22 protein-coding genes are annotated in these 25,353 nt (G+C 63.4%); 16 read left to right on the top strand and 6 right to left on the bottom strand.

Going from position 1 to position 25,353, the window contains the following annotated elements; translation table 11 throughout:
- Nucleotide 1: 1 nt before the first annotated feature.
- From IVB40_RS24010 to IVB40_RS23980, 7 genes are all read left to right on the top strand, one after another.
- Nucleotides 2–937, top strand: a complete 936-nt coding sequence (locus IVB40_RS24010; RefSeq protein ID WP_027569200.1) for a carbohydrate kinase — start codon at nt 2–4, stop codon at nt 935–937.
- 123 nt (nt 938–1,060) lie between these two features.
- Complete coding sequence (locus IVB40_RS24005; protein WP_247816536.1) at nt 1,061–2,482, top strand: amidase; 1,422 nt, start codon at nt 1,061–1,063, stop codon at nt 2,480–2,482.
- A 97-nt stretch (nt 2,483–2,579) separates the two neighbouring features.
- Nucleotides 2,580–3,530 (top strand): ABC transporter permease, encoded by a 951-nt coding sequence (locus IVB40_RS24000; protein ID WP_027569202.1) that lies wholly within the window; start codon nt 2,580–2,582, stop codon nt 3,528–3,530.
- Nucleotides 3,527–4,420, top strand: coding sequence for an ABC transporter permease (locus IVB40_RS23995; RefSeq protein ID WP_027569203.1), 894 nt, complete (start codon nt 3,527–3,529; stop codon nt 4,418–4,420). The genes IVB40_RS24000 and IVB40_RS23995 overlap by 4 nt, the downstream gene beginning before the upstream one ends.
- 2 nt (nt 4,421–4,422) lie before the next feature.
- Complete coding sequence (locus IVB40_RS23990) at nt 4,423–5,436, top strand: ABC transporter ATP-binding protein (RefSeq protein WP_027569204.1); 1,014 nt, start codon at nt 4,423–4,425, stop codon at nt 5,434–5,436.
- Nucleotides 5,433–6,437: an oligopeptide/dipeptide ABC transporter ATP-binding protein gene (locus IVB40_RS23985; RefSeq protein WP_027569205.1), complete on the top strand. Its 1,005-nt coding sequence runs from the start codon at nt 5,433–5,435 to the stop codon at nt 6,435–6,437. The genes IVB40_RS23990 and IVB40_RS23985 overlap by 4 nt, the downstream gene beginning before the upstream one ends.
- A 55-nt stretch (nt 6,438–6,492) precedes the next feature.
- The gene (locus tag IVB40_RS23980) at nt 6,493–7,989 is read left to right on the top strand and encodes an ABC transporter substrate-binding protein (RefSeq protein WP_247816535.1); all 1,497 of its coding nucleotides are present in this window, start codon (nt 6,493–6,495) and stop codon (nt 7,987–7,989) included.
- Nucleotides 7,990–8,112: 123 nt separating this feature from the next.
- On the opposite strand, the gene IVB40_RS23975 is transcribed toward IVB40_RS23980, so the two are convergent.
- Nucleotides 8,113–8,307 (bottom strand): hypothetical protein, encoded by a 195-nt coding sequence (locus tag IVB40_RS23975; protein ID WP_027569207.1) that lies wholly within the window; start codon nt 8,305–8,307, stop codon nt 8,113–8,115.
- Between the two features lie 254 nt (nt 8,308–8,561).
- Here IVB40_RS23975 and IVB40_RS23970 point away from each other — a divergent pair, with 254 nt between their 5' ends.
- Together IVB40_RS23970 and IVB40_RS23965 are read left to right on the top strand one after the other, a co-directional pair.
- Complete coding sequence (locus IVB40_RS23970; protein WP_247816534.1) at nt 8,562–10,238, top strand: methyl-accepting chemotaxis protein; 1,677 nt, start codon at nt 8,562–8,564, stop codon at nt 10,236–10,238.
- Nucleotides 10,239–10,307: 69 nt separating this feature from the next.
- Nucleotides 10,308–10,679 (top strand): hypothetical protein, encoded by a 372-nt coding sequence (locus IVB40_RS23965; RefSeq protein ID WP_247816533.1) that lies wholly within the window; start codon nt 10,308–10,310, stop codon nt 10,677–10,679.
- Here IVB40_RS23965 and IVB40_RS23960 read toward each other — a convergent pair.
- Nucleotides 10,617–11,570, bottom strand: a complete 954-nt coding sequence (locus tag IVB40_RS23960; RefSeq protein WP_247816532.1) for a helix-turn-helix domain-containing protein — start codon at nt 11,568–11,570, stop codon at nt 10,617–10,619. The genes IVB40_RS23965 and IVB40_RS23960 overlap by 63 nt on opposite strands.
- Before the next feature lie 203 nt (nt 11,571–11,773).
- On the opposite strand from IVB40_RS23960, the gene IVB40_RS23955 reads away from it, so the two are divergent.
- The 5 genes from IVB40_RS23955 to IVB40_RS23935 all read left to right on the top strand — a co-directional run bounded on the left by IVB40_RS23955 (nt 11,774) and on the right by IVB40_RS23935 (nt 17,050).
- The gene (locus tag IVB40_RS23955; protein ID WP_247816531.1) at nt 11,774–12,358 is read left to right on the top strand and encodes a response regulator; all 585 of its coding nucleotides are present in this window, start codon (nt 11,774–11,776) and stop codon (nt 12,356–12,358) included.
- Between the two features lie 452 nt (nt 12,359–12,810).
- Nucleotides 12,811–13,896: a cytochrome c peroxidase gene (locus IVB40_RS23950; RefSeq protein ID WP_247288959.1), complete on the top strand. Its 1,086-nt coding sequence runs from the start codon at nt 12,811–12,813 to the stop codon at nt 13,894–13,896.
- Between the two features lie 17 nt (nt 13,897–13,913).
- Nucleotides 13,914–14,234, top strand: a complete 321-nt coding sequence (locus tag IVB40_RS23945) for a plastocyanin/azurin family copper-binding protein (protein ID WP_027569212.1) — start codon at nt 13,914–13,916, stop codon at nt 14,232–14,234.
- A 65-nt stretch (nt 14,235–14,299) separates the two neighbouring features.
- Complete coding sequence (locus IVB40_RS23940; protein ID WP_247816530.1) at nt 14,300–15,919, top strand: methyl-accepting chemotaxis protein; 1,620 nt, start codon at nt 14,300–14,302, stop codon at nt 15,917–15,919.
- Nucleotides 15,920–16,075: 156 nt separating this feature from the next.
- Entirely contained in the window at nt 16,076–17,050 is a 975-nt protein-coding gene (locus IVB40_RS23935; RefSeq protein ID WP_247359771.1) for a magnesium transporter CorA family protein, read from the top strand.
- Between the two features lie 44 nt (nt 17,051–17,094).
- Here IVB40_RS23935 and IVB40_RS23930 read toward each other — a convergent pair whose 3' ends face one another.
- Together IVB40_RS23930 and IVB40_RS23925 are read right to left on the bottom strand one after the other, a co-directional pair.
- Nucleotides 17,095–17,721, bottom strand: coding sequence for an alpha/beta hydrolase (locus IVB40_RS23930; protein WP_247816529.1), 627 nt, complete (start codon nt 17,719–17,721; stop codon nt 17,095–17,097).
- Nucleotides 17,718–18,656: a ring-cleaving dioxygenase gene (locus IVB40_RS23925; protein ID WP_247816528.1), complete on the bottom strand. Its 939-nt coding sequence runs from the start codon at nt 18,654–18,656 to the stop codon at nt 17,718–17,720. Before IVB40_RS23925 ends, IVB40_RS23930 begins: the two co-directional genes overlap by 4 nt.
- Nucleotides 18,657–18,785: 129 nt before the next feature.
- Here IVB40_RS23925 and IVB40_RS23920 point away from each other — a divergent pair, with 129 nt between their 5' ends.
- Together IVB40_RS23920 and IVB40_RS23915 are read left to right on the top strand one after the other, a co-directional pair.
- Nucleotides 18,786–19,730 carry a LysR family transcriptional regulator gene (locus tag IVB40_RS23920; RefSeq protein ID WP_247816527.1) on the top strand — a complete coding sequence of 315 codons (945 nt, stop codon included), beginning with the start codon at nt 18,786–18,788 and terminating at the stop codon, nt 19,728–19,730.
- Between the two features lie 106 nt (nt 19,731–19,836).
- Nucleotides 19,837–21,405 (top strand): hypothetical protein, encoded by a 1,569-nt coding sequence (locus IVB40_RS23915; protein WP_247816526.1) that lies wholly within the window; start codon nt 19,837–19,839, stop codon nt 21,403–21,405.
- Between the two features lie 81 nt (nt 21,406–21,486).
- On the opposite strand, the gene IVB40_RS23910 is transcribed toward IVB40_RS23915, so the two are convergent.
- A complete protein-coding gene (locus tag IVB40_RS23910) occupies nt 21,487–24,180 on the bottom strand; it encodes a hybrid sensor histidine kinase/response regulator (protein ID WP_247816525.1) in 2,694 nt (897 codons plus the stop codon).
- Nucleotides 24,177–25,208, bottom strand: coding sequence for an ABC transporter substrate-binding protein (locus IVB40_RS23905; RefSeq protein ID WP_027569223.1), 1,032 nt, complete (start codon nt 25,206–25,208; stop codon nt 24,177–24,179). The genes IVB40_RS23910 and IVB40_RS23905 overlap by 4 nt, the downstream gene beginning before the upstream one ends.
- Between the last annotated feature and the right edge of the window lie 145 nt (nt 25,209–25,353).

Here is a 25,353-nt window from a genome sequence, read left to right as displayed (position 1 = left end):
GATGCTGATTTCCTGCGGCGATGCGCTGATCGATTTCGTCCCGACGCGAAACACCGACGGGCGCGAAGCGGTGATGCCGGCGGTCGGCGGCTCCTGCCTTAACGTCGCAATCGGTATGGCGCGGCTCGGCGCGCCGACCGGCTTTGTCGGCGGAATCTCGACCGACATGTTCGGGCGCATGATCACCGACCACGCCGCTGCATCCAATGTAGAGCTCGGTCTCGCCACAAGCAGCGATCACCAGACCACGCTCGCTTTCGTTCGTATTGTCGCGGGCGAGTCGCATTACGCGTTCTACGATGCCGAGACGGCGGCGCGGAACTGGGTCTACCAGCGCGGCTCCATTCCCTTCGACGCGATCGAAGTTCTCCACGTCGGCTCGACCACACTCGTTAACGACCAGGGCGCGACCGAGACCAAGGCCCTGATCGCGGACGCGCGGGCGTCCTCGACAATCTCCTTTGATCCGAACTGCCGACCCAACCTCGTGAAGGACAAACCGGCTTATCTCGCGCGCATGGCCGCGTTTGCGGCCAGCGCCGATCTCATCAAGATGTCGGACGTCGATTTTGCCTATTTGTTCGGCGACGAGCCGTATTACCAGCGTGCGAGCACGCTGCTCGCGGGGGGCGCGAGCCTGGTCGTCATCACCCGTGGCGACAGCGGCGCGATCGCGTGGCATGCGGGGGCAGGGCAGATCGAGGTCGCCGCGCCCAAAGTCGTGGTCGCCGACACCATCGGCGCGGGCGACAGTTTTCAGGCGGCGTTGTTGTTCGCCCTGCACAAGCAGGGACGTCTCCCTCGACAGCAATTGAAGGATATCGGCGCAGACGAGCTTCGCCGTGCACTGTTCTTTGCCGCCAATTGCGCCGGTCTCACCTGCACCCGTCGCGGTGCCGATCCGCCCTGGAGCCATGAGGTCACCTGGAGCTGGTAGCTAGGGCAGACCTCGCCGCACTTCCGAGTTGTTTCGGTGGCCAGCGGCCATGCGCAAGCCGAAATGGACAGGATCGGTGCACGCTGGCAAGGTCCGCGCATCCTGAAGCGAGCCGGTCCTTCCATGAACGATGATCTCTGTTTCTTGTCCGCCACCGAATTGCGCGCGAGCATCGACCGCAAGGAGGTCTCCCCCGTCGAACTCGTCAGTGCGGTGCTCGCCCGTGCCGAGGCGCTCCAGCCTGAGCTGAACTGCTTCATCACGATCTGCGGCGACGAGGCGCTTGCCGCCGCGCGCGAGGCCGAGCGCAAGGTGATGGCCGGCGAGCCGCTCGGCCTGCTGCACGGCATCCCCGTCACCGTCAAGGACATCGTCAACACCAGGGGCGTCAAGACCACCTTCGGTGCCGTTCCCTACAAGGACAATGTTCCGAACGAGGATGCCGTCGCGGTTGCAAGGCTGCGCGCGCAAGGCGCGATCCTGATCGGCAAGACCACGACGCCCGAATTCGGCAGCAAGTGCCTGACCGACTCGCCCCTGTTCGGCCGCACCCGCAATGCGTGGAGCGCCGAGCGCTCGCCGGGCGGCTCCAGCGGCGGCGCGGCGGTGGCGGTGGCGAGCGGCATCGCGCCGCTTGCGATCGCGACCGATGGCGGCGGCTCGACGCGGATTCCCGCCGCCTGCAACGGCGTGGTCGGGCTGAAGCAGAGCAACGGCGTAATCCCGCACAGCCAGGCGCTGGACGCGTTCGGCAACCAGACCTATGTCACGCCGATGACGCGGACCGTCGCCGACACCGCGTTGATGATGCAGGCGATGGCCGGCGAGGATTCTTGCGACCCCTGGTCGATCGGTGTTCCCGTGCCCGACTTCATCGGCGCGGCCGCCCCGCGCGGCGATCTGCGTGGGCAGAAAATCCTGTACTGCCTGTCGCCGCCCGGACGCCCTGTCTCTGCCGATGTCGCAGCCGGCTTCAAGGCCAGCCTCGATCGGCTCGCGGGCCTGGGTGCCGAGCTCGAGGAATTTTCGGGCGAGGGGTTCGACATCGAGCCGATCTGGCGCGCCATCAATCACACGGTCTGGCGCACGCGCTTTGCCAAACTCGCGGCCGAGCATGGGGACGCGCTGAGCGAGGCCTTCCTCAAGCAGCTTGCGCTTGCCACCGACGTCAGCGGCGTCGCCTATCAGGAGGCGATGTTCGCGCGCACGGCGCTGTTCCGCCGGGTGCAATCCCTGCTTGCGCGCGGGCATCTGCTAGCGATGCCAACCATCACCCGCACCGCCCTGCCGATCGATCAGGACCTGTTCGGCACCATCGAGATCGACGGCAAGCAGTTTGACAGCGTCCGGCCGCACTGGTTCCCCTGGACCATGCCGTTCAACATGACCGGACACCCCGCGATCAGCCTGCCCTGCGGCTTCGGCCGCGACGGCCTGCCGATCGGATTGCAACTCGTCGGCCGCTTCCGCGCCGATGCGGACTTGCTGCGCGTGAGCGCGCTGTTCGAGGCCTCGCAAGGCCTTCTGTCCCGCTGGCCCGGCTGAGGGTGAGGGGCATGCAAAGGACCTGTTTGCAAAGCACTTGCCTCCGGTGCCCGGACATGTTGATCGTCCAACGGATGAACCCTGAATCCGAGCGCGCATGAGCGTATTTGTCCTCCGACGTCTGCTGACCTTGCTGGCGACGCTGGTCGGCGCATCCGTGATCATTTTCCTGGTGCTGGATGCTCTCCCGGGCAACGCTGCGCAGATGCTGATGGGCGCCGACGCCTCGCCAGATGCGGTCCGCGCGCTCACGGTCAAGCTCGGGCTCGACCAGCCGCTGGCGGTTCGCTATTTGCAATGGGTCAAGGGACTGCTGGTCGGCGATCTCGGCAACTCCTATGTCTACGGTACGCCGGTTGCCGCCTTGATCGCGGAGCGGCTGGTGCTGACCATTCCGCTCGCGATGATGTCGATGTTAATCACGGTGACGCTGGCGCTCTCGGCCGGCATCTACACCGCCGCCAACCACAACAAGATCGGCGACGTCGGCGTGATGTCGCTGACGCAGGTGGGCATCGCGCTGCCGAATTTCTGGTTCGCTATCCTGCTGGTGCTGTTGTTCTCGGTGCGGCTGCAATGGCTATCCGCGGGCGGCTTTCCCGGTTGGGAGGACGGCATCTGGCCCGGCATCAAGTCGCTGCTGCTGCCGGCGGTGTCGCTCGCGGTGGTGCAGGCCGCGATCCTCGCACGCGTCACGCGCTCGGCGGTGCTGGAAGTGCTGCGTGAAGACTTCGTCCGCACGGCGCGCGCGAAGGGCCTCGGCAAGCGCGAGGTGATGTGGAAACACGTGCTGCGCAACGCCATGATCCCCGTGATGACCGTGATGGGCCTGCAATTCGCCAATCTGCTCGCCGGCACCATCGTGATCGAGAACGTGTTCTATCTACCCGGCCTCGGCCGCCTGATCTTCCAGTCGATTGCCAACCGCGACCTCATCGTGGTGCGCAACTGCGTGATGCTGCTCGCGACCATGGTCGTCATCGTCAATTTCGTGGTCGACGTGCTCTATGCCTTCGTCGATCCCCGCATCAAGGTCCACGATCTGTGAGCGCGCCGCTGACCACCCTCGTCGAGGCGCCGGCCATGGCGCGCCCTCTGCCGGCCCGGACCTTCTGGCGCCGCGCGCTGCGTCATCGCAGCTTCGTGCTCGGCGGCGCGCTGAGCCTGCTGGTGCTCGCCTCGGCGCTGCTGTCGCTGCTGTGGACGCCCTGGTCGCCCTATGAGATCGACATCGCGTCAAAGCTCCGGCCGCCCTCGGCCGCGCACTGGCTCGGCACCGACGTCTTCGGCCGCGACATCGTTTCGCTGCTGCTCGCCGGCGCCCGCTCCACCATCATGGTCGGCATCATCGCGGTGAGCATCGGTCTCACCTTCGGCGTCTGTCTCGGCCTGATCGCCTCGGCCAGGCGTGGCTGGACCGAGGAGATCATCATGCGCTTCTCCGATTTCACCTTCGCCTTTCCGGCCGTGCTGTCCGCCATCATGCTCGCCGCAGTCGTGGGGCCGGGCATGGTGACCTCGATCGTCGCCATCGGCATCTTCCAGATCCCGACGCTGATCCGGCTGACGCGCGGCTCGGCCAACGCGATCTGGGCGCGCGAATTTGTGCTGGCCGCGCGCGCGGCGGGGAAGGGCAAGTTTCGCATCACCATCGAGCACGTGCTGCCCAACATCATGTCGATCCTGATCGTGCAGGCGACGATCCAGTTTGCGCTCGCGATTCTTGCCGAGGCCGCTTTGTCCTATCTCGGTCTCGGCACGCAGCCGCCGCAGCCGTCCTGGGGACGGATGCTGAACGACGCGCAGACGCTGCTGTTCCAGTCGCCGATGCTCGCGGTCTATCCGGGCGCTGCGATCGCGATCGCGGTGCTCGGCCTCAATCTGCTCGGCGACGGACTGCGCGATCTGCTCGATCCACGACTGGCGCGGGAGCGATGACGATGGGCGAGCGCTCGACCATGCCGTTGATCGAGGTCGAAAATCTCGGCGTGCGCCTCAACACCAGCCGCGGGCCGGCACAGGCCGTGCGCGGCGTCAGCTTCGCCCTGAAGCGCAGCGAGACGCTCGGGCTTGTCGGCGAATCCGGCTGCGGCAAGTCGGTGACGGCGTTGTCGCTGATGGGGCTGCTGCCGGACAGCGCGTCCGTCACCGGCAGCATCAAGCTGGATGGCGGCGAACTCGCTGGATTGTCGGACGCAGACTATTGTCGGCTGCGCGGCAATCGCATCAGCATGATCTTCCAGGAGCCGATGACCGCGCTCAATCCGATGCACACGATCGGACACCAGGTCGCCGAGCCGCTGCGGCGTCACAGGAAATTTTCGGCCGCGCAGGCGCGCAAGGAAGCGATCGCCTTGCTCGACCGCGTTGGATTGCCCGATCCGGCGAGGCGCGTCGACGCCTATCCGCACCAGTTTTCCGGCGGCCAGCGTCAGCGCGTCACCATTGCGATGGCGCTCGCCTGCGAGCCCGACCTTCTGATCGCGGACGAGCCGACCACGGCGCTCGACGTCACCATTCAGGGCCAGATCCTCGACCTCATCGCCGATCTCGTCGAAGAGCGCGGCATGTCGATGATCCTGATCTCGCACGATCTCGGCGTCATCGCCGAGAACGTGCAACGGATGATGGTGATGTACGGCGGCACGATCATCGAGAGCGGGCCGACCGACGAAGTGTTCCGCCGGATGGGCCATCCTTATACGCAGGGCCTGTTCCGCGCCCGACCGAAACTCGGCGCACGCAAGGGGACGCGGCTGACGACGATATCGGGCTCGGTGCCGGAGCTCGCCGATCTGCCTTCCGGTTGCACCTTCGCCGATCGCTGTCCGCTCGTGATCGAGCATTGCCGGGCCGCGCTTCCACCGATGGTGGACGTCGGACCCGGCCACTTCGTGCGCTGCATCCGGACGGACGTCTCCATGGCCGAACGCGTCGGAGCGCTGACCGCATGAGCACGGCGCCTCTTCTCGACGTGAAGGATCTCGAGCAGCGCTACACGCTGCCGCGCGAAAGCGTGTTTCGCCCGCCGGGGCAGGTGCGCGCGCTCAACGGTGTGAGCGTGCGGGTCGACGCCGGCAAGAGCCTCGGCATCGTCGGCGAGTCCGGTTCAGGCAAGTCGACTTTCGCGCGGGTGGTGATGGCGCTGGAACGGCCGACATCGGGGCAGGTCGCGCTGCTCGGCCGCGACCTCAACCGCATCTCCGCTGACGAGCTGCGCCGCGCCCGCCGTGATTTCCAGATGGTGTTCCAGGATCCCTACGGATCGCTGGACCCACGCCAGACCGTCGCGCGCATTGTTGCCGAACCGCTCACTGTGCTGGAAGACGCCGACCGGAATACGTTCCGTGCCCGCGTCTCCGCGGTGCTGCGGCAGGTGGGGCTGCGCGATGCCGACATGGAGAAGTATCCGCACGAATTCTCCGGCGGCCAGCGCCAGCGCATCGCTATTGCGCGCGCGCTGATCACCCAGCCGAAGCTGATCGTTGCCGACGAGCCGGTCTCCGCGCTCGACGTTTCCGTGCAGGCGCAAGTCTTGAATCTGATGCAGGACCTCCAGGAACAGTTCGGCCTCAGTTACGTCCTGATCAGTCACGACCTCGCCGTCGTCGACTATCTCTGCGACGAGGTCGCGGTGATGTATCTCGGCCGCATCGTCGAGCAGGGCAGGCCAGAGGATTTGTTCGAGCGCTGCGCCCATCCCTACACGCGAACACTGCTGGACGCCGTGCCGCGGGTGCGCGCCGGCGGCGGCCGGCGCCGGCGCGGGGCCCAGGCGATTGCCTCGCAATCGGCGGCGGCGACCGGGTGCCCCTATGTCTCGCGATGCGCGCTCGCCGACCAGCATTGCCGCGAGGTTCTGCCTGAGCTACGCAAGGTGGGCGAGACGCATCTGGCCGCCTGCCATAAGGCGGAAGCCGTGATGGCGTTGCCGCAATTGCCCGTGGAAGGTTAGCGTCCGCGGCGGGATTGGCGTAGGCTTGAGACGAGACAAGGCCGGGGAGTTACGCATGTTCAGGAAACTATCGATCGTCGCATTCGCCGCCGCGCTTGCCGTGGCTCCGTTGCCGGTGCTGGCGCAGTCCAAGAAGGACAGCGTCGTCATGGCGATGGCGCTGGAGCCGCCCGGGCTCGATCCCACCAATGCCGCCGCCGCAGCGATCGCCGAGGTCACGCTCTACAACATCTATGAGACCCTGACCAAGATCAACGAGGACGGCACCACGTCGCCCCTGCTGGCGGAGAGCTGGACCGCATCGCCCGATCTGAAGACCTATACGTTCAAGCTGCGCAAGGGCGTCAAGTTCCACAATGGCGAGCCGTTCGACTCCGCGGCCGTGAAGTTCTCGTTTGAGCGCAATGCTGTCGCCACCAGCACCAACAAGGACAAGAGCCTGTTCCAGAGCTTCGAGTCCGTTGCCGCGCCCGATCCCAATACGGTCGTGATCAGCCTGAAGAATTCCGAGCCGAACCTGCCGTTCCTGCTGGGGCAGGCGAGCGGCTCGATCGTCGAGCCGAAGAGCGCTGCCACCAATATCACGCAGCCGGTCGGGACCGGGCCCTATCAGCTCGGCGCCTGGGCCAAGGGCTCCTCGATGACCCTGACCAAATGGGCCGACTATCGCAACGCCGCCGCGATCAAGCTCTCGAAGGTGACGGTCCGCTTCATCTCCGATCCGTCGGCGCAGGCGGCGGCGCTGCTGTCGGGCGACGTCGACGCGTTTCCGCGCGTGTCGGCCCAGCGCACCATCGCGCAGTTCAAGGCCGATCCGCGCTTCAACGTTATGGTCGGCGGCTCCCGGGCGAAGACCATCGTCGGCATCAACCATCGCAAGAAGCCGCTCGACGACGTCCGCGTGCGCCGTGCCATTCTCGCCGCGGTCGATCGCAAGGCGATGATCGACGGCGCCGTCGATGGTTTCGGCACGCCGATCGGCAGCTTCTACGTCCCGACCGCGCTCGGCTATGTCGACACCACAGGCATCAACCCGTTCGATCCCGAGAAAGCCAAGAAGCTGCTCGCCGAGGCCGGAATCACCACGCCGCTCGAGCTGTCGCTGAAGCTGCCGCCGCCATCCTATGCGCGGCAGGGCGGCGAGATCCTCGCAGCCCAACTCGCCAAGGTCGGCATCATCGCCAAGATCGAGAACGTCGAATGGGCGCAGTGGCTGTCGCAGGTATTCGCCGGCAATGGTCCGCACAATTTCGACCTCACCATCGTCAGCCATGTCGAGCCGTTCGATCTCGTCAAGATCACCGAGCCGGACTACTATCTCGGCTACAACAACGACGCCTTCAACGCGCTCTACAAGCAGATCGTGTCGACGCCGGATGAAGCCGCCCGTGTCAAGCTTCTCGGCGACGCCCAGCGCATGCTGGCAACCGACGCGGTCTCCGGCTATCTGTACCAGCCGCAGCTGATCACCATCACCAACAAGAAGCTGAAAGGCGTCTGGAAGGACGTGCCGCAGTACGAGAACGATTTCTCGACATGGGCGTGGGAGTAGGTCGCGCAGGTCGATTGCGCGATGTCGGTGACGATCTCTCCCACCGGCAGAGATCGTCACAACACCGGTCCAAACAAAAAACCTGAAAAACAACCCCATGCACAGTAGCCGAGGGTAGTTGTTTCAATGACTTGCGCGGCACGCCATCGAATGGCTTCGCGTAGCGCGATGCCGTTGACGCGTCGGGCAAAACACTGGCATGATGGCATCGTCGCAGAACTCGTCGGCCGCCGTCGCCACCACATGCCAAGTCTGCCCGGACGAGGTGAAGATCTGACCGGCCGTCTCGATTGCGAGCAAACCTTGCAGGCGCGTCATCGCCAAGACCTCGTGGCCAGGCAGACCAAAACCAACCTTGGTCTTCCAAGCAGCGTCTCTCGCTTCTTTCCCGCTGACTCACAACAGACCGTCCGTCTCACGTCAGTCTGAGCCGGAGCGCCGCAGTTGAACGCGCCGCCCGGCATCTGCTGCGGCAATCCCGTAGTCACACGATGGTCATCGGTTAGCTTTCGTCAACCAACTCGAACAAGGATGCAGGGCGTTTTATTAACCCTTTGCTTGCGGGAGCAAACATGCGCCTGAGTGTTAAAATTTGCCTACTTGGAATCGTTTCCCTCCTTGTGCTTATTCTAATGGCGCAGGCATGGATGGCACTTTCCCGCGCGGCAGCGCTAAATGCGAATGCGGAAGACCTTGCCACCAATTGGTTGCCTGCGACGAAAGCGCTGGGTGACGTCAAGTATTGGTCGACACGCGGCCGGGTCGCCGGCAGCCGCCTGATCGTGACCACCGACCCGTTGCAGCGCAGAACTACAGAAGGGCAGCTCTCGCAATATATGGCTAATGCCGAGAAGGCCGGGAAGGTCTATGAGGCTACCATCGTATCGCCTCAGGAAAGGGCGCTTTGGGATAAGTTCCAGCAAAAGTCAGGTTTCTATAAGAATGAGCAGGATCGCATCCTGATGCTGGCCGCGAGTGATCCGGCCAAGGCGATAAGCGACTACAATGGCTTGGGGAGTGCAGCGTTCAGTGAGGCGCAGAACGCCATCGACGCCGTTGTCGAATTCAATGAGAAGGGTGCCGCTGAGGCCGTTTCAGAGGCACGCGGCAGCTATTCGCTCGCAAAACTGGTGACGTTCACGGTCGGGGGCGTCGCACTCTTGATGGGTCTCGTCGCTGCATGCTTTGTGTTGATGCGGGTGACTTCGCCGCTCCAGCGGCTGAACGGCACGATGCGGACTATCGCCGACGGGAACCTCGACACCGAAGTCGTATATACGACGCGCAACGACGAAATCGGCGACATGGCCAAGGCACTCCTCGTTTTCAGGGAGAACGGCCTGCGCGTGCGCCGGATGGAGGATGAGCAAAAGGCCAACGAGCAGGCGGAAGCAAGGCGTCGCAAGCTGGAAATGGAGAAGCTTGCCAACGAGTTCGAGCACGCTGTCGGCGAGATCGTGGACGCCGTGGCGTCCGCTTCTACCGAGCTGGAAGCCTCAGCCAACACGTTGACCCATTCCGCGACACGTGCTCAGGAGGTCACCACGACCGTTGCCGCCGCGTCCGAGCAGGCTTCTGCCAACGTCCAGTCGGTTGCGAGCGCAACGGAAGAACTGTCGACGTCGGTTAACGAAATCGGCCGGCAGGTTCAGGAATCGGCGCGGATGGCTGGCGAAGCCGTCGGCCAGGCCCGCAACACAATGAACCAGGTCAGCGAGCTGTCGCGGGCCTCGACCCGCATTGGCGACGTGGTTGAGCTCATCAACACGATCGCCGGACAGACCAACCTGCTGGCGCTGAATGCAACGATCGAGGCAGCGCGGGCCGGCGATGCGGGCCGCGGCTTTGCAGTGGTTGCCTCCGAGGTGAAGGCGTTGGCCGAGCAGACCGCGCGGGCAACCGGCGACATCGGACAGCAGATCACCAGCATTCAGGCCGCAACGCAGGAATCCGTCACGGCGATCAAAAGTATCAGCGGTACGATCGAACGACTTTCTGAAATTTCGTCGACCATTGCGGCAGCGGTGGAGGAACAGGGCGCCGCCACTCAGGAGATCGCGCGCAATGTCCAGCAGGCGTCCCAAGGCACTCAGCAGGTTTCCTCCAACATCGTCGACGTTCAGAGGGGGGCGACGGAGACGGGCGGGGCGTCCAGCCAGGTGCTGTCCTCGGCGCAATCACTGTCCTCCGACAGCAACAGGCTGAAAGCTCAGGTACAGCGGTTCCTCTCCACCGTACGCGCCGCCTGATCTGAAAAGCAACGGGCGCCTGGTGAACGCCAGGCGCCATCCCGTTCTCTCCAGTATCGATTGTCCAAGATGTCGAACGTCACAACCTTGCACCTTAGCGAGCCTGTGTTGAAACAGCGTCTCATCGCAGCCGATCTCATTGCGCAAAGCAAGGAGACCAGGGAAAAGAGGGCGAAATTTGCACAGTGTTTCGCCGAACTGGAATCGACCATTGAAGCGTTGAACGGTGCGAAGCGGCACGGCTATCGCATGCGCTTTCGGCGGCTTCAGAGCGAGCTGAAAGCTGCCCTCGAGGAGCTGGTGCTGTTGGAGAAGCAGCTCTGCGACATTCGCCGATACGTCGCGCGCCAAGCCGTGGCCGAAACGAAGGGGCCGCTTTCACCGGCTTTCTTTGAGCTTTCGGAGGTCGCTGGGCAAAATTCCATAAGCTCTTTTGAATGATCGGCTGAAGTGGGTCAGGTCCGAAAATCCCCAGCCGAGAGCGATGTCACTGACTGAACGGTGTATTTGTCTCGGGTCTTCCAGCGCGTGGCGACATCGCGCCAGTCGTTTGGTTTGGACGAGCCGCATGAGTGAGCTGCCCTGCGTTCCGAGCAATCTGTTGGCTTGGCGAACGCTAATTCCGACACGTTCGGCGATTCGCTCCGGCGTGAGGTCGGTATTCTGTAATCTCGCGTCGATGGCGCGGTGAATGTGCCAGACAAGGCGCGATTTATTGGCCGGAAGTTGCGTTGGCCTATCGACCGCGTTCCCGAGGGAGAGCGCAATCAAGTCGATTGCCTGCGTCGAGATGGTTTCCTCGCTTGTCCTATCGAGTGTACCGCTCAGCTGTTCCAGCTTGGCTGCAAAGTATAGGGTTAGGCGCTCCTGCGGACCCAACGGAGCGATGCGGCAAGCCGCAATATCGAAGTTCGTACCGAGCCTTGCTTCAAGTTCCGTTCGCGGAACTTTGATGATCAGCGTGGACGACTGATCGAGAAAGTGCATCGTGTGGGCGAGCCGCGGGTCCACACACGCGAGTGAGCCTGCGTCCAAGGACACCCTGCGATCGCTTTGTTCCAGCAGGATTCGGCCAGCGAGCAAACAGAATAACAGGACTTCGCTGGGGTCCGAGCGGGCCGCATGCCGGTTTGTGGAAGCGACCTGAATCTCGGAGTTACGTGATCTAACCAAGCCCAGCGACCCAACGCGTCCGATCGACAGCTCTGCTTTGAAACCGTCGCGAGAGGAAATCGAGGAGTCGTGGTCGGCGATCCGCTCGCGCGTGGCAGCTTGCCAATAGTCGAAACGGTCCCGCGGATGCACGTCTGCGGTGGAGAATGCGACCTCCATAAATCTCCTCCCAATTCCCCGTTGGCCGATGGATTGGACCCAACAAGCCGAGCGGATGAACCGCGCCTGTTTAAGCGTCGATGCAAAGCCTCGCTCGATTCGGCGAGCATCAGCACTGACCTTTTGGCATACAGCATATGAATCGCGCGAGACGTAATTGTACGGGTAGTCCTTCCGTTCAAGTGCCTGCCGGACCTGTTCTGGTGCTGGATGACGAACCCACGGTCTGCCAGACGGTCTCGCTCGTGCTTACCAGGGCGGGGTTCGATGTGATCGGCTGCAGCGATCCGAAGTCATTCATTTCGTTGTGCCTCGATTCCAATCCTTCTTGCGTCCTCGTCGACGTCGTTCTGAATGACACTTCGGGGTTGGAAATACTGGGGGAACTCCGGAACCGAGGTTTTGATCGGCCCATCATCATGGTGTCCGGTTGCAGCGACGTCGTAACGGCTGTCCGCGCGATCAAGCAGGGCGCCTTTGATTTCATCGAGAAGCCATTTCGGGGCAACGACCTCGTTGCGCGGGTTGCGGCAGCTCTGAAACCTGGGGAGTCCAGGAGCTCGGGGCCTGTGTTTCATTTCCCCGGACGGCCGCCGCTCACGGTTCGCGAGCGGGAAGTTCTGTCCGAGCTGATCGGCGGGAGGTCGACCAAGGAGATCGCAGACCGCATGGATCTGAGCCCACGCACCATCGAGAGCCATCGGGTCAATATCATGCAGAAGGTCGGCGCGAAAAATCCCGCCGAGCTGGTGCGCCTTGCGATTACGGCGAAGCGTTCCGGCACGTGAAGACAATTTCGACTGTACCATCGGCAGGCATGTCGAGCCGCGGTCTCTGGCACCCTGTACCAAGTCGAGCCCTGAACAGGATCGCTGCTCAAGCATGATCGCCAAGTCGTCCGGCTATCCATTCTTGGCCGCGGATTGCTCTTGCGCCGCAATTCAATTGCCACTGCTTCCCGGTTCACGCGTGCGGAGGCGCACGCACCGGGAAAGGCTAAATACTCCGTATTGACATGATTCCAACTCAGACGGCCCACCCTGCAACTTCGGTATCATGACGGTTGTTGCCGCTTTTTCCTGCAATTTGTATTTGCTGGTTTGCCGAAAATACATGCCGATCTGCTGGCGCCAACATTTTATTTTAACGATCTGCCTCTATTTTCATCACGCCAGAAGGGCGGTGCATTGCCTCGAAGGTTTTCCAGTGTCGCGAATGACACCCTCTCGAGGGACATTGCATGCCGATGTTCGGCTCCTCACGTTATACCATCTTCGCCGCCGCAGTCGCATCGGCCGGTATTGGCGCTATCGGCTTCAGCACGATCGGTTTCGGCGCAGCCGTCATCGGTGAAAGCCGCAAGGTCGAGATCACACAGAAGGCGCCGGGCGGGCTCGACGCCCTCAAGGCCCTGTATCGCAGACCCTCGACAATCCCGTTCCCGAAAGAAAATCCGTACACGCCCGAGAAAGCCGCGCTCGGCAAGAAGCTGTATTTCGACACCCGCCTCTCGGTGACATCGGCGCAGTCCTGCGCGAGCTGCCACAGCCCCGGGTTCGGCTGGGGCGACGGGCTGGCGGTCGGCGTCGGCCACGGCATGGCGAAGCTCGGGCGTCATTCACCGACCATCGTCAACGCGGCCTGGAGCGCCATCTTCATGTGGGATGGCCGTCTTCCGACACTGGAGGAGCAGGCGCTCGGCCCGATCCAGTCCCCCGGCGAAATGAACATGAAGCTCGACGAGCTCATGCAGCGGCTTTCCGGCATTCCCGAATATAAGCCGATGTTCGAGGCCGCCTTCCCGGGCGAGGGAATCAAGGCCAAGACGCTGGGCCAGGCGATCGCGACCTATGAGCGTACCGTCGTCTCCGAACGGGCGCCGTTCGACGGCTGGATCGAGGGCGACGAGAAGGCGATCTCGGAAGATGCCAAGCGGGGCTTTGCCGTGTTCAACGGCAAGGCGCAGTGCGCAGCGTGTCACGAAGGCTGGAACTTCACCAATGAAGGTTTTCAGGATATCGGGCTGCCGAGCAGCGACGTCGGCCGTGGCGAGTACCTTCCCGGTGTCATCAAGATGAAGCACGCCTTCAAAACCCCGGGCCTTCGCGAGATCAGCCGCCGCAGCCCCTTCATGCACGACGGCTCGCTCGCAACGCTCGAAGAGGTCATCGAGCACTACGATCACGCGGGTATCGATCGACCTAGCCGCTCGGATCTCATGCGCCCTCTCGAACTGACAGCGCAGGAGAAGGCCGATCTCGTTGCGTTCCTCAAGACATTGACCAGCGAACTCGCCCCGACGGCCGTGCCGGTCCTGCCGCGCTAAATTTAAAAGGATACCCCATGCGTGCACTTGCTCTGTTCACTTGCGTCATCGTCAGCGGGCTTTCGGTAGGCGCTTATGCGGCCACCGAAGTCATCCACCAGCAGGGGCGCGTCTTCTCAGCCGAGAACATCTCGGTCAAGAAGGGCGCTGCCGTCACGTTTTTGAACGACGACACGGTGCCCCACAACATCATGTCGGCCAGCAAAGGCAACGAATTCAACCTCGGATCGCAGGCGCCCGGTACCTCGACGGACGTCAGCTTCAAGGATGCCGGCGAGGTCCTGGTGATCTGCGCCATCCATCCGCGCATGAAGATGATGGTGAAGGTAACTGACTAACGACCACGTGGCGCCGGAGATTGATGATGTCGATACGCTACAAGATATTCGGTGCCTTCAGTGTCGTGATCCTGCTGGCCTGCGGGATCGCGTTCTACGGCATACGCGCCATCGGCAATTCCGGCGATCTGGTGATCCGTCTCTATGACGGGCCGCTGATGGGGATCAACCATGCGCGGGCCGCCCACGCGGCGCTGCATGAGGCCCGCCTCGTGCTCCAGCGAAACCTGCTCGCGGGCAGCTCGGGCGAACAGGTCAAGAAGTTCGAGGATCTGGTGCGCAGCAGCTTCGAAGATCTGAAAGTCGTGCGCGAACGCACCTCATCGCCGAATGTCACGAATGTCCGCGAGAAGGTCGAGGGCCAGCTCAAGGAGTGGTCCAGCGGCGCGCTGAAGATTCTCAAGTCGTCCGCCGGCGGTACAACGGAGATTCCGACCAGCTTCCTGCTCGCGCAACAGGGCGACCGGTTGATGACGTCGATCGACGATCTCGTCGAGCTTGTCGCGGCTTACGGCTATGAATATCGCACGGAGGCGGAAGCAGCGGTCAATTCGGCCCGCACCACGATGGTGTCAGTGGCGGTCGGGACGGCGCTGATCGGACTCGTCATCGCGCTCGCCTTCACTTACTCGATGAGCCGGCCGATTTCGGCCGCAGTCCGGATCGCTGAACGCGTGGCAGCCGGCAACTTCATGGACGATATATCCGTCCGTCGTCGCGACGAGCTTGGTCGGCTCCTGAAGTCTCTGGCCGTGATGCAATCCAGCCTGAAAGCCCGCGCCGATGAGGACTTGGCCTTGATCGCCGCCAAAGATCAGAGCAGCGCCGCGCAGATCGGCCGCCGGCAACGTGTGGAGGCCGAGATCGATGCGTTCCGCGCCGCCTTCAGCTCCGTGCTCAGCCACACCGACCGCATGACCGGGGAGTTGACGGACACGGCGCAGAACCTGGCCGAGACGGCGCGCGTCGCTGGCACACGTTCGAGCGAGGCGGCTTCGACTGCCAAGCAAACGTCCAGCAACGTCCAGACCGTTGCGAGCGCCGCGAGCGAACTCGGTCAATCCGTGCAGGCCATTAGCTCTCAGCTGGCCGACGCCTCCACAATCGTCCAGCGCGCCTCCGGTATGGCGGAGTCCGCCAACCAGACCATCGGCAGGCTTGCAAGCGCGGCACAGCAGATCGACGAAGTGGTCGGTTTCATCCGGACCATTGCCGGGCAGACCAACCTGCTTGCGCTCAACGCCACCATCGAGGCCGCGCGGGCCGGCGAGGCGGGTCGGGGCTTTGCCGTCGTCGCGTCGGAGGTCAAGGCGCTTGCAACCCAGACTGCGAAGGCAACCGAGGAGATTTCGTCGCAAATCAACGAGGTGCAGTTGGCGACACGGCAGGCAGTCGACAACGTTGGAGCGATCGCCTTGATCATTGGCGACATCGACAGTTTCACAGGCCGGATCGCCGCGGCTGTCAGTCAGCAGAATGCGGCGGCGGGAGAGATCTCGAGAAGTATCGGTCAGGCCGCCACCGGTACGGCCCAGGTTGCCCGAAGCATTGCCGGAACGGCCGAAGCTACGGATAATGCCAACCGTTCCGCCGACATGGTTCTGGCAACCGCCCACGATCTGTCCAGCCAGGCGGCACAGCTGCGCTCGTCGGTGGATCGCTTCCTCGCCAACGTGGCGGCTTGAGCGGTCCTTGCGTAGATTTCAGTTGGCGATCGCGGCCAGCTCTTCAGCTCGGGTCCGCGCGGCAAAGGCACTGAACGTTTGGAACCGTCAGACGTTAGCCCGGTGGATGGCAGCCCAATGAACCATCCGGCGTGACGACGTACGGAGTTCGGTTCCTTGCTCAAGCTGTACAGGTGGCCGTCCGACGACTGGCAGAAGATCGGCGCGCAGATGCCGTCCGAGATCATCTGGGCTGATCTTTTGGACGCGACCGCAGAAGAAAAGCAGTTCGTCGAACGATTGCTCGGGATACGCGTTCCGTCCGAGGATTCGCTCAGCGAGATCGAAGCGTCGAGCCGCCTGATCCTCGACAACGGCACGCTCTATCTCAGCTCGCCGGCGGTCCGGCTTAACGAGGACAACGAGGCCGAGATCACGCCGGTGGGATTCGTCATCGGCCCGCGCGTGCTGGTGACGGTGCGCTTCGCGCAGCTGCCGATCTTCGACGATATCGGCAAGCGTATCGGTTCCGATGACAGCCTGGAGAACGGCATGTGCGTGTTCACCAGCCTGGTCGAGGCCATGGTCGACCGCGGCGCCGATGTCCTTGAGCATCTCGGCGCAAAGGTCGACAGGCTCTCGCGGGGCGTGTTCAAGGGCGGGCTCGTTCGCTCGAAGCGGCCGGTTCGCTCCAGCCGCAGGATGCGCGAGGCGCTGGAGAACATCGGTGAGTTGGCCGATCGGCTCGCCAAGGCGCGCGATGTCCTGCTTGGCGTCGGCCGCGTCGCCTCGTTTGCCGGCGATGTCGGGGGTGAATGGATCACGCCCGCGTCGAAGAAGCGCCTCGAGGCCGTCTCGAAGGACGTCGTTTCGCTCGGCGACTACGAGACGCGATTGTCGGACAAGATCCAGCTTCTGCTCGATGCCGTGCTCGGCTTCATCAACATCCAGCAGAACGAGCTGTTCAAGATCCTGACGATCGTCTCGGTCGTCGGCGTGCCGCCCACGATCATGGTCGGAATCTGGGGCATGAACTTCAAGCACATGCCGGAGCTGGACTGGACGTTCGGCTATCCGCTGGCGTGGCTTGCCATCATTGCCAGCGGCGTGCTGCCGCTGATCTGGTTCAAGCGGCGCGGCTGGTTCGAATGAAGCCGCGGCGCACCGTTCGAAAACGATGCGCCGCTTTTTCCGGATCAGGCGACTTCGACGGTGAGTTTGCCGATCCAGTCGCGGGCGAGCGTCACGTCCGCTTGCGACAATTGATGGCCCGCCGGCAACACCTTGTGTTCGACCCGCGCTCCGGCTCCCGACAACAACGAGGCTAGCTTCGCGGAATTGCTCGCCGGAACGATCGGATCAGCCTGCCCTGACAGAAGCAGGACGGGCTTGCCGCCGAGCTCAGCCTTCGGCGGATCCGACAGCGGCACCATGGCGCGGAGCAGGATCGCGCCTGCCAGCACGTCCGGCTCCAGCAGCAACAGCGCGGCTGCGATGTTGGCGCCGTTGGAGAAGCCGACCGCGACCGGCGCGGCGAGGCCATATCGCTGCCGCGCCTCCGCGACGAAGCCGCCGAGTTCGTGCGCGCGGCGGCGCACGTCGTCCTCGTCGAACACGCCTTCGGCCAGGCGGCGGAAGAAACGGGGCATGCCATGCTCGAGCACGCGGCCGCGCGGCGAGAGCAGGGCCGAGCCGGGCGAGACCATCTTGCCAAGCCCGAGCAGATCGTTCTCGTCGCCACCGGTGCCGTGCAGCAGCAGGAGCGGAGGGGAGCCCGCGCCGGTCGCGGGCTCCAAACGATGGATGAATGAACTCTCGGTCACGACACCCTCTCTTCCAAATTCGGCAGAACACCTTCGATCTGCTTGCGCTGCGCTTCGAGGAAGCTCGGCAGCTTCAGGTCGCGTCCCAGCGTCTCGACGGGCTCGTCGACCGCGAAGCCGGGGATGTCGGTCGCGATCTCGAACAGCACGCCGCCAGGCTCGCGAAAGTAGATCGAGCGGAAGTAGTTGCGGTCCCGCTGCTCGGTCGGGTGCAGGCCGTGATCGCTCACGAGCCTTCGCGCCATCTTGCCCTGCTCGGCGTCATCGGCCGCGCGGAAGGCGATGTGATGCACGGAGCCGCCACCTTGGTGCCCGCGCAAAAAGCCCTTGGCCTCGTAGATGTCGACGACGCGGCCTTCGACATCGCCCGGTGCCTTGAAGCGGATCACGGAGCCTTCGCGCGCCGTCTCCTTGAAGCCGAACACGTCGGTGAGGACGGCCGCCGTCTTCGCCGCGCTGTCGAGCAGCAAGGTCACCCCGTGGAAGCCGCGGATCGCATGCTCGGCCGGCACGTCGCCATTGCTCCAGCCGGGCTCGCTCTCGGCACCGGGAATGCCGACCAGCGCGAGTGCCATGCCATCAGGGTCTGTGAACGGCAGCACGGACTCGCCAAAGCGCTTCTCCAGCGCCTCGTAGGCGATGCCCTTCTCGACGAAGCGCTGCGTCCAATAGCCGAGCGAGCGTTGCGGCACGCGGAAGGCGGTCTGGTGGGTCTCGCCGACGCCGCGCCGCCCGGCTGGCACACCGGCCCAGGGAAAGAAGGTCAGGATGGTGCCGGGGCGGCCGGTCTCGTCGCCATAGTAGAAGTGATAGGTGCCGGGATCGTCGAAATTGACCGTCTTCTTGACGAAGCGCAGGCCGAGATCCCGGGTGTAGAAGCCAAAATTCCTGATCGGGTCGCCGGCGATCGCGGTCACGTGGTGCAGTCCAGACATTGTCGTCCTCCAAAGCTCGGGGAGCGGTCTTGCTCTGACCCGAAATATCGTTCCGCTTTGGATTGGAGACAATCCATGCAAATATGACGTCTATGTCTACGATTTGGAAACAATCGCCGGCGCCAGCCCATGGATAAGGTCGCCAGCCTCCGGGCCTTCGTAAAGGTGGTCGAAAGCGGCAGTTTTGCCGAGGCGGGCCGGCAGTTGCGGCTGTCACGCTCGGCGATCAGCAAATACATCGCCGACCTCGAAGAAAGCCTCGGCGTGCAACTCCTGAACCGGACCACGCGCCATGCGAGCCCGACCGAGAACGGCCAGCGCTATTTCGAGCGCGCGGTCGTGATCCTGTCGGAGATCGAGGCGGCCGACCAGGCCGTAGCGCAAGCCCAGTCGGCGCCGCGCGGCCTGTTGCGCGTCAACGCGCCGATGTCGTTCGGTACCCTGCGGCTCGGGCCGGTGCTCGCCGATTTCATGGCGCGATATCCGGAGCTGCAGCTCCAGCTCGTGCTCAGCGACGATCTGCTCGATCCCGTCCAGGACGGTTTTGACGTGACCTTGCGGATCGCGGAATTGGAATCATCGAGTTTGATCGCGCGAAAAATCATGCCGGTGGCGCGCATGATCTGCGCTTCACCTGATTATCTCGCACGTCACGGCACACCGAAACATCCGCAGGATCTGCGCGGCCACGCCTCGCTGACCTACGGCTTCCTGCTGACGGGCAATCAGTGGAAGCTCACCGGCACCGACGGCGATCACTGGATTCAGCCGGCCTGGTCGCTCTGCGTCAACAATGCCGAAGTGCTGCGCGACGTCGCGATCAAGGGCAGGGGGCTCGCGCTGCTCCCGGAGTTCATCGCCGCCGATGCCTTGAGGAAAGGCGAACTGCGAACGGTGCTGAACGATTATTCCGCGCCGCCGCTCGCGCTCTATGCGGTCTATCCGCCGACCCGGCATCTTTCGGTGAAAGTGCGGCTGTTCATTGATTTTCTGGTTGAGCGGTTTGGCCGGGAGGGCGACGAAGCCGAGGGTTTGCGAGAGTCCGTCCGAGACCAAACGTCGCGAGCATTGTGAGCTGGTTCACAACCGCTTGTCAGTGTTTCTGGCAATGTAACGCGTAGTGCGGCTGTGCGAATGGATTCAGCCGATTGCAGATGCCTTATTGTTTTGGAGGCACGCTATGATCGATCAGTTTTTCACAACAATCCACCTCGACGCCGCGCACCTTGTGGCGGGAGTGTTGACGGCCTTTTACGCCGGTCATCGTTTTGCCACGCCCAGGACGCTCAGGTCAGAGACGACCCGCTTTCAATATTACAGCAGCTACGTGACGTATATCATATCGTGCATCGGGCTTCTGATGTTCTTGAGCTGGACCCTTGCCCACAAGCCGGAATTGCTTGGTCTCCTGTACTCGCCAAGCCCCATTCCTGAAGGATTGAAGAGCCTTGATGCGCCACTTGTGGCCGCGCTTATCCTAACGACGTTGCTGCCATCGGTTCCTGTTCTGCGGGATATTGACGATGCCATGCTGCGTTTTTTTCACCGTATGGGCGCGATCCCGCTTGGAGCTGTTCGCTGGGCGCAGCGGATCAACATGACGCAGCTTACGATTTCTGAAAGATTGGTCGCAGACACCAAGTTTTATATCGCTAACAGCACGCTTCTGCCCGACTCTCTGGCCGCGCAGCTGCAGCCCGATTTCACGTTGGATAGCGTGCGCTTTCGGTTTACGCGATGTCTGGCGCTCTACGTTGCCTTGAGCAATCTGCCCGGTTGGACTGCTTATTCCGCCGACTTTCCCGAAGAGCGAGCTACTTTCGAGAAGAAGATGAGCAGCTTCTTCGCTCAGTCCGTGGCGTTTTTCACTCTCACAAGTCAGATCGCTCAGCGTCAGCTTGAGCCAGCGGCGGAGCCGGTTGACCAGTTTCGTTCTTATGCACTCGAAGCCTACGAGGACATTCGGTTGATGCTTGCCAGAGTGCTCCTGTACAGTTGCAATAGCGACAGCGAAGTCGCTCACCAGTTTGCAAGGATTGGCTTTTCCATACAACGGCCGTCTCTGATCCGCCTGCCGTTAAATCTGCTGAGCTTGGACTTCGCCGGGGTCGTTGCGCTGTTCGTCATAGTGACGATTTCCCTGGCCGGCGGCGATTTGGGCAGGGCATTAGGCATTGGGATGCTTGTGGCGGTCAATCAGTCAATCGCGGCGGTGTGTGCCCTCGCACCGAAGCAGCTGTGGAACTTTGCCGATTATCGTTGCGTCAGGGAAAGGCCTACTCTGTCTTATCTGATCTCCGGCGCATGTACCCTCACGATAACGCTGCCGATTTCGTTTTGCTTCTATCTGCTCCGGGCGCATTTTCCAGTCGATGCCGTTCATCCGGTCCTGCCGTTCGTGGCCCAGGCCAAATGGCTGCTGCTACCCACCGTGCTTTCAATAGCATTGGCTTTTGCGTGTGACGATACAATCGAAGCGGATCACGAACCGTGGTGGCTCAGGTGGGCGGAGAGCGCCGGGCTGGCTGTACTCATGGGCTTTTCAGGCTTTCTCGTGATGCACTGGTTGAGCGTGAACCAGCCAACAGTACAGCACCTGCTGTTGATACCGTGCCTGCTCAGCGCCTCAATCGGTGCGCTCTTTGGCGTCACGATTCCGTACTGGTATCGAAAAACCATGAGGGGGGGAGAGTTGGAGGCGACAAAGCCGGTGCAGTCGAGTGCGGAAAAGGTCGCGCCGGCAGTCTGATGCAAGGCGCCTGCCTTGATCTGGACTGATAGGGCTCCGCCAGATATTTCTTCGGGTCCAAAATGAAGAACTCGAGCGCATCTAGCTGATCGTACGCTGCTCCGCCGGCCGGAGCAGATCGTCCAGCGCGCTCATCGAGGCCTCTCGAAGCACGGCGAGCTCGCGGGCGGCGCTCTGGGATTCGGGCGAGGACATCGAGGCTGCTGCCAGCTCGACCTCGCGGCTGCGCTCGAACAGGCGGACGAGGCCGAGCGCACTCGCGCCGCTACCGAGTTGGTGTGCGGATCGCGCGAGCTGCGCGGGATCGCCAGTCGCCGCAGCCCTAGTGATGTCCTCGATCAGCTTTTCGCTCGTCTCTTCCAGCAGGTCGTGGAGTTTTGCGACCTGCGCCGCGCCGAGCAGCTCCTTCTGGTCATCGAGGAAATGCCGGTCGATCAAAGCGCCTGCCGCGAGCTGCGCCGCGGCGGGCTGGTTCTGGGCATCGTCCTCGATCGCCTCGCGCAGCGCGTTGATCAGGATCGGCTTGCTGACGATCCTGGCAATGCCTGCCCCCGCGAGCCGCTCGCGGGCGCGGCGCGACATGTCGGCGGTTACCGCGATGATGCGCGGCATGGTCGGCAGACCGAGCGTTCGGATCCGCGATGCCGCCTCGACGCCGTCCATGTCGGGCATGTGCAGATCCATCAGGATGATGTCGAATGCCTGATCGCGCGCGTGAGCGATGGCCGACGCGCCGTTCGTGGCGATGGTGGCGTGGTAGCCGAGCCTCTTCAACATCGCTTCGCCGACCTCGCAATTGACGGGGTCGTCGTCGACGAGCAGCACGCGAAGCTGCCGCGATGGCGGCTGAACTGCGCCTTGCACGATGCCGTTCGCGGCGAGGCCAAGCGGTATCTCAAGCATGAACGAGCTGCCCGTACCCGGCGTGCTCGCCACCGTCAACTCGCCGCGCATCAGGCGGGTGAGGCGCCGCGCGATCGCGAGGCCCAGGCCGGTGCCGCCAAACCGCCGCGCGATGCTGTCGTCGGCCTGGACGAAATCCTCGAAGATCCGCTCGTGCATGTCGGGCGCGATGCCGATGCCGGTATCGCGAACGGTGATGCGCAGCAGCACATGATGGTCATGTGCCTCGGCGGCCGCGCTCAAGCCGATGCCGCCGCGCGGGGTGAACTTGATCGCGTTGCCGATCAGATTGAGCAGAATGCGATTGAGACGCACCGGATCGCCGTGCACGGAGGTATTGATCGTCGCATCGCAGGCCAGATCGAAGGCGAGACCCTTGTGAGAGGCCTGCGGACGCATCAGATCGGCTGCCGTTTCGACGAGCTGGTCGAGGCGGAAATCGCGGGTCTCCAGAGTCTCGGCGCTGGCCTCCAGGCGCGCATATTCGAGGATGCCGTCGACCAGCGCGATCAACGTTTCGCCCGACGCGGCCGCGGTCGTGAGGTGGCGCCGCTGCGCTTCGCCGAGGCTGCCGTCGTCGAGCAGTTGCAGCACCCCCATGACGCCGTTCAGCGGCGTGCGCAGCTCGTGGCTGACGACCGCGAGAAAGCGCGATTTGGTCTCGTTGGCCGCGACCGCCGCGCTGCGCGCGCGCTCGGCGGCATCGTGCTCGGCAAGGGCCTGGTCACGGGTCTTTTCCAGTTCGGAGGTGCGCTCGATCACCTTGCGCTCGAGCGTCGCATAGGATTCGCGCAAGTGAGCGGCCATCCGGTTGAACTGATCGCCGAGCGCCTCCAGCTCGTCACCGGTCTTGATCGCGAGCCGCAGGCCGAGGTCGCCGCTGCCGATCCGCCGCGCGCCCTGCGTCAGGATCTGGATCGGCACGGTCATGCGCCGGCTCAGAAAGAGAGAGACCAGCACCGCGCATGCCAGCAGGATGACCAGGAGAAAAGTCGAGCGTCCGATCGACCCGTAGATCGGCGCATAGGCTTCGGTGAGCGGCAGCTCGACGAACACCAACCAGCCCAGCGAGGGGACCGTCGCATAGGTCGACAGCACGCGTTGACCGGACAGATCCTCCTTGACCAGGCCGCCGGAGGGCGGCCCGACGCCATCGAGCGCGGCGCGGACGTCGGCATGGCCGGAGAGATCGCTGCGACGCAGTGCCGGCCACAAATCGGGATGCGCGATCAACAACCCCATCCGATCGACCACATAGGCCTTGCCGGTGTTGCCGACCCGGATCCCGGCGACGAGGTCCCAGATGAAGCGAAGATTGACCTCGGCGACAATCACATCCGGCGTCAGGCCGGTTCCGCGCGTCGCGAGCGTCATGAACGGCTCGGTGTCGCCGAGGAAGTAGACCGGCCCGTAATAGGCGCGGCTTTCATTGGCGCCGCGGAAGGCCTGCGAAGCGGAGAGGTCGGCCTTGCTGCCGATCCTGTCCGCGACACGGCGCGACACGCGCACCTGCTCGCGGCCTTGGGCGTCGAGCTCGGCGATTTCCGCGATCGCCGGCGAGAGGCGCAGGAGGCGGATGGCGTTCAGCCGCTGGTCCTCGTTCGTGGACAGTTCCGGGGGCAGGCGCGAGAGCCATCTGATCTGGTTTTCGATCTGGCCAATGAACTGGCCGATCTGGATGGCGGCGCTTGCTGCCTGCTCGCGCTGGGTCGCCGCCAGTAGTTGCTTCTGCTCGCGATAGGAGAACCAGACGTCGAAGCCGGTGTTGATGGCGAGCGCGGCGAAAGCGAGCGCGACGATCGAGTAGAGGTATTTGCGGAACAGCCGGCCGGGAGGTGGCCGCAAATCTCCCCGGTCGATCGTCTCGTTCACTCGCGGATCTCGTCGGCGCGCGCGAGCAGCGTGAATGGTATGGTCAAATCCAGCGTGCGGGCGACCGTGCGGTTGATCAGGAGTTCGTATTTCCGCGGCGATTGCACCGGCAGATCGCCGGCCTTGGTGCCGCGCAGGATGAGATCGACATAGTCAGCCGAGCGCACTTCGAGCGTCGGCCCGTAGCTCATCAGGCCGCCCGCATCCATGAAATAATAGAACGGGTAAATCGTGGGCACGCGATATTTGGCCGCCGCGGCCACCGCAGCCTGCCGGTGGACCACCAGGAAGCTGTCGACCAGCGCAATCATCGCCGCCTTGGGCGGTTCGGAGAAGGGCCTGACGGCTTCGTCGATCTCGGTTGGCGCGCTGACGGGGGCGGGGACCACAGACACGCCGGCCAGTGCTGCCTCTTGCTCGATGGAATCGAGGAAGAAGCGGCCGCCGCGAGGCGTGGTCGCCGGGTTGTACAAGATACCGACGCGCGCAAGATCCGGTACCGCCTCCCGGATGAGCTGAAGCCATTTGCCGCCCATCTCGGCGCTGCTGTTGGTGAAGCCGGTCACGTTGCCGCCGGGATGGGCGAGGCTTTCGACGAAGCCGTTGCCGACGGGATCGTTGGCGGTCGCGAACACGATCGGGATGGTTTTGGTGGCCGCCAGGACTGCTGCGGTTTCGACCGTCGAGCCGGTCAGGATCACATCCGGCTTGAGCGCCAGCAATTCCTGGACCGCGGTTTTCAGTCTGTCCGGCGCGCCGAAGGTCGAACGGAGTTCGAGGCGGAAATTGACGCCTTCGACCCAGCCTCGCTGCCTCAAGCCCACGATGAGGCCACCCAGGCGGGAGGTCGGGCTGTCGATCATGCTCCTTCTGGTCAGTTCGTCGTCGAGCGGCAACGCCGTCAGCGATGCCACGATCCTCACGCGATCAGATGTTGCGCCGAGCGCCAGCCATCCTGCGGCGGTTGTGCCCGCAAGGCGAATGAACCCGCGGCGATCGACCGCGAGCGCGGAAGGCCGTTCGGTCATGAAAGTCTTTGCATGATGCTTTGCCCCAAGCCGATGCTTAGCGCGAACGGCCGGCATCCACAATTGATGAAAAATTGCGTTTGTGACTGCTCATTCGCAGCGTTTGGCAGCCCGATACCGTATTCCTACGCCGCCAAAGAGTCGC

Source organism: Bradyrhizobium sp. 40 (assembly GCF_023100925.1).
Classification (GTDB): Bacteria; Pseudomonadota; Alphaproteobacteria; order Rhizobiales; family Xanthobacteraceae; genus Bradyrhizobium.
Note: the sequence above shows the minus strand (reverse complement) of the source record. Positions and strands in the feature narration are given on the sequence as shown.

Excerpts from the sequence above, each read along its gene's own strand:
- IVB40_RS23970 (WP_247816534.1), top strand. The coding sequence starts at position 8,562 with ATGCGCCTGAGTGTTAAAATTTGCCTACTTGGAATCGTTTCCCTCCTT.
- IVB40_RS23960 (WP_247816532.1), bottom strand. The coding sequence starts at position 11,570 with ATGGAGGTCGCATTCTCCACCGCAGACGTGCATCCGCGGGACCGTTTC.
- IVB40_RS23985 (WP_027569205.1), top strand. The coding sequence starts at position 5,433 with ATGAGCACGGCGCCTCTTCTCGACGTGAAGGATCTCGAGCAGCGCTAC.
- IVB40_RS23975 (WP_027569207.1), bottom strand. The coding sequence starts at position 8,307 with ATGACGCGCCTGCAAGGTTTGCTCGCAATCGAGACGGCCGGTCAGATC.
- IVB40_RS23980 (WP_247816535.1), top strand. The coding sequence starts at position 6,493 with ATGTTCAGGAAACTATCGATCGTCGCATTCGCCGCCGCGCTTGCCGTG.
- IVB40_RS24010 (WP_027569200.1), top strand. The coding sequence starts at position 2 with ATGCTGATTTCCTGCGGCGATGCGCTGATCGATTTCGTCCCGACGCGA.
- IVB40_RS24005 (WP_247816536.1), top strand. The coding sequence starts at position 1,061 with ATGAACGATGATCTCTGTTTCTTGTCCGCCACCGAATTGCGCGCGAGC.
- IVB40_RS23905 (WP_027569223.1), bottom strand. The coding sequence starts at position 25,208 with ATGACCGAACGGCCTTCCGCGCTCGCGGTCGATCGCCGCGGGTTCATT.
- IVB40_RS23920 (WP_247816527.1), top strand. The coding sequence starts at position 18,786 with ATGGATAAGGTCGCCAGCCTCCGGGCCTTCGTAAAGGTGGTCGAAAGC.
- IVB40_RS23915 (WP_247816526.1), top strand. The coding sequence starts at position 19,837 with ATGATCGATCAGTTTTTCACAACAATCCACCTCGACGCCGCGCACCTT.
- IVB40_RS23990 (WP_027569204.1), top strand. The coding sequence starts at position 4,423 with ATGGGCGAGCGCTCGACCATGCCGTTGATCGAGGTCGAAAATCTCGGC.
- IVB40_RS23925 (WP_247816528.1), bottom strand. The coding sequence starts at position 18,656 with ATGTCTGGACTGCACCACGTGACCGCGATCGCCGGCGACCCGATCAGG.
- IVB40_RS24000 (WP_027569202.1), top strand. The coding sequence starts at position 2,580 with ATGAGCGTATTTGTCCTCCGACGTCTGCTGACCTTGCTGGCGACGCTG.
- IVB40_RS23950 (WP_247288959.1), top strand. The coding sequence starts at position 12,811 with ATGCCGATGTTCGGCTCCTCACGTTATACCATCTTCGCCGCCGCAGTC.
- IVB40_RS23965 (WP_247816533.1), top strand. The coding sequence starts at position 10,308 with ATGTCGAACGTCACAACCTTGCACCTTAGCGAGCCTGTGTTGAAACAG.
- IVB40_RS23945 (WP_027569212.1), top strand. The coding sequence starts at position 13,914 with ATGCGTGCACTTGCTCTGTTCACTTGCGTCATCGTCAGCGGGCTTTCG.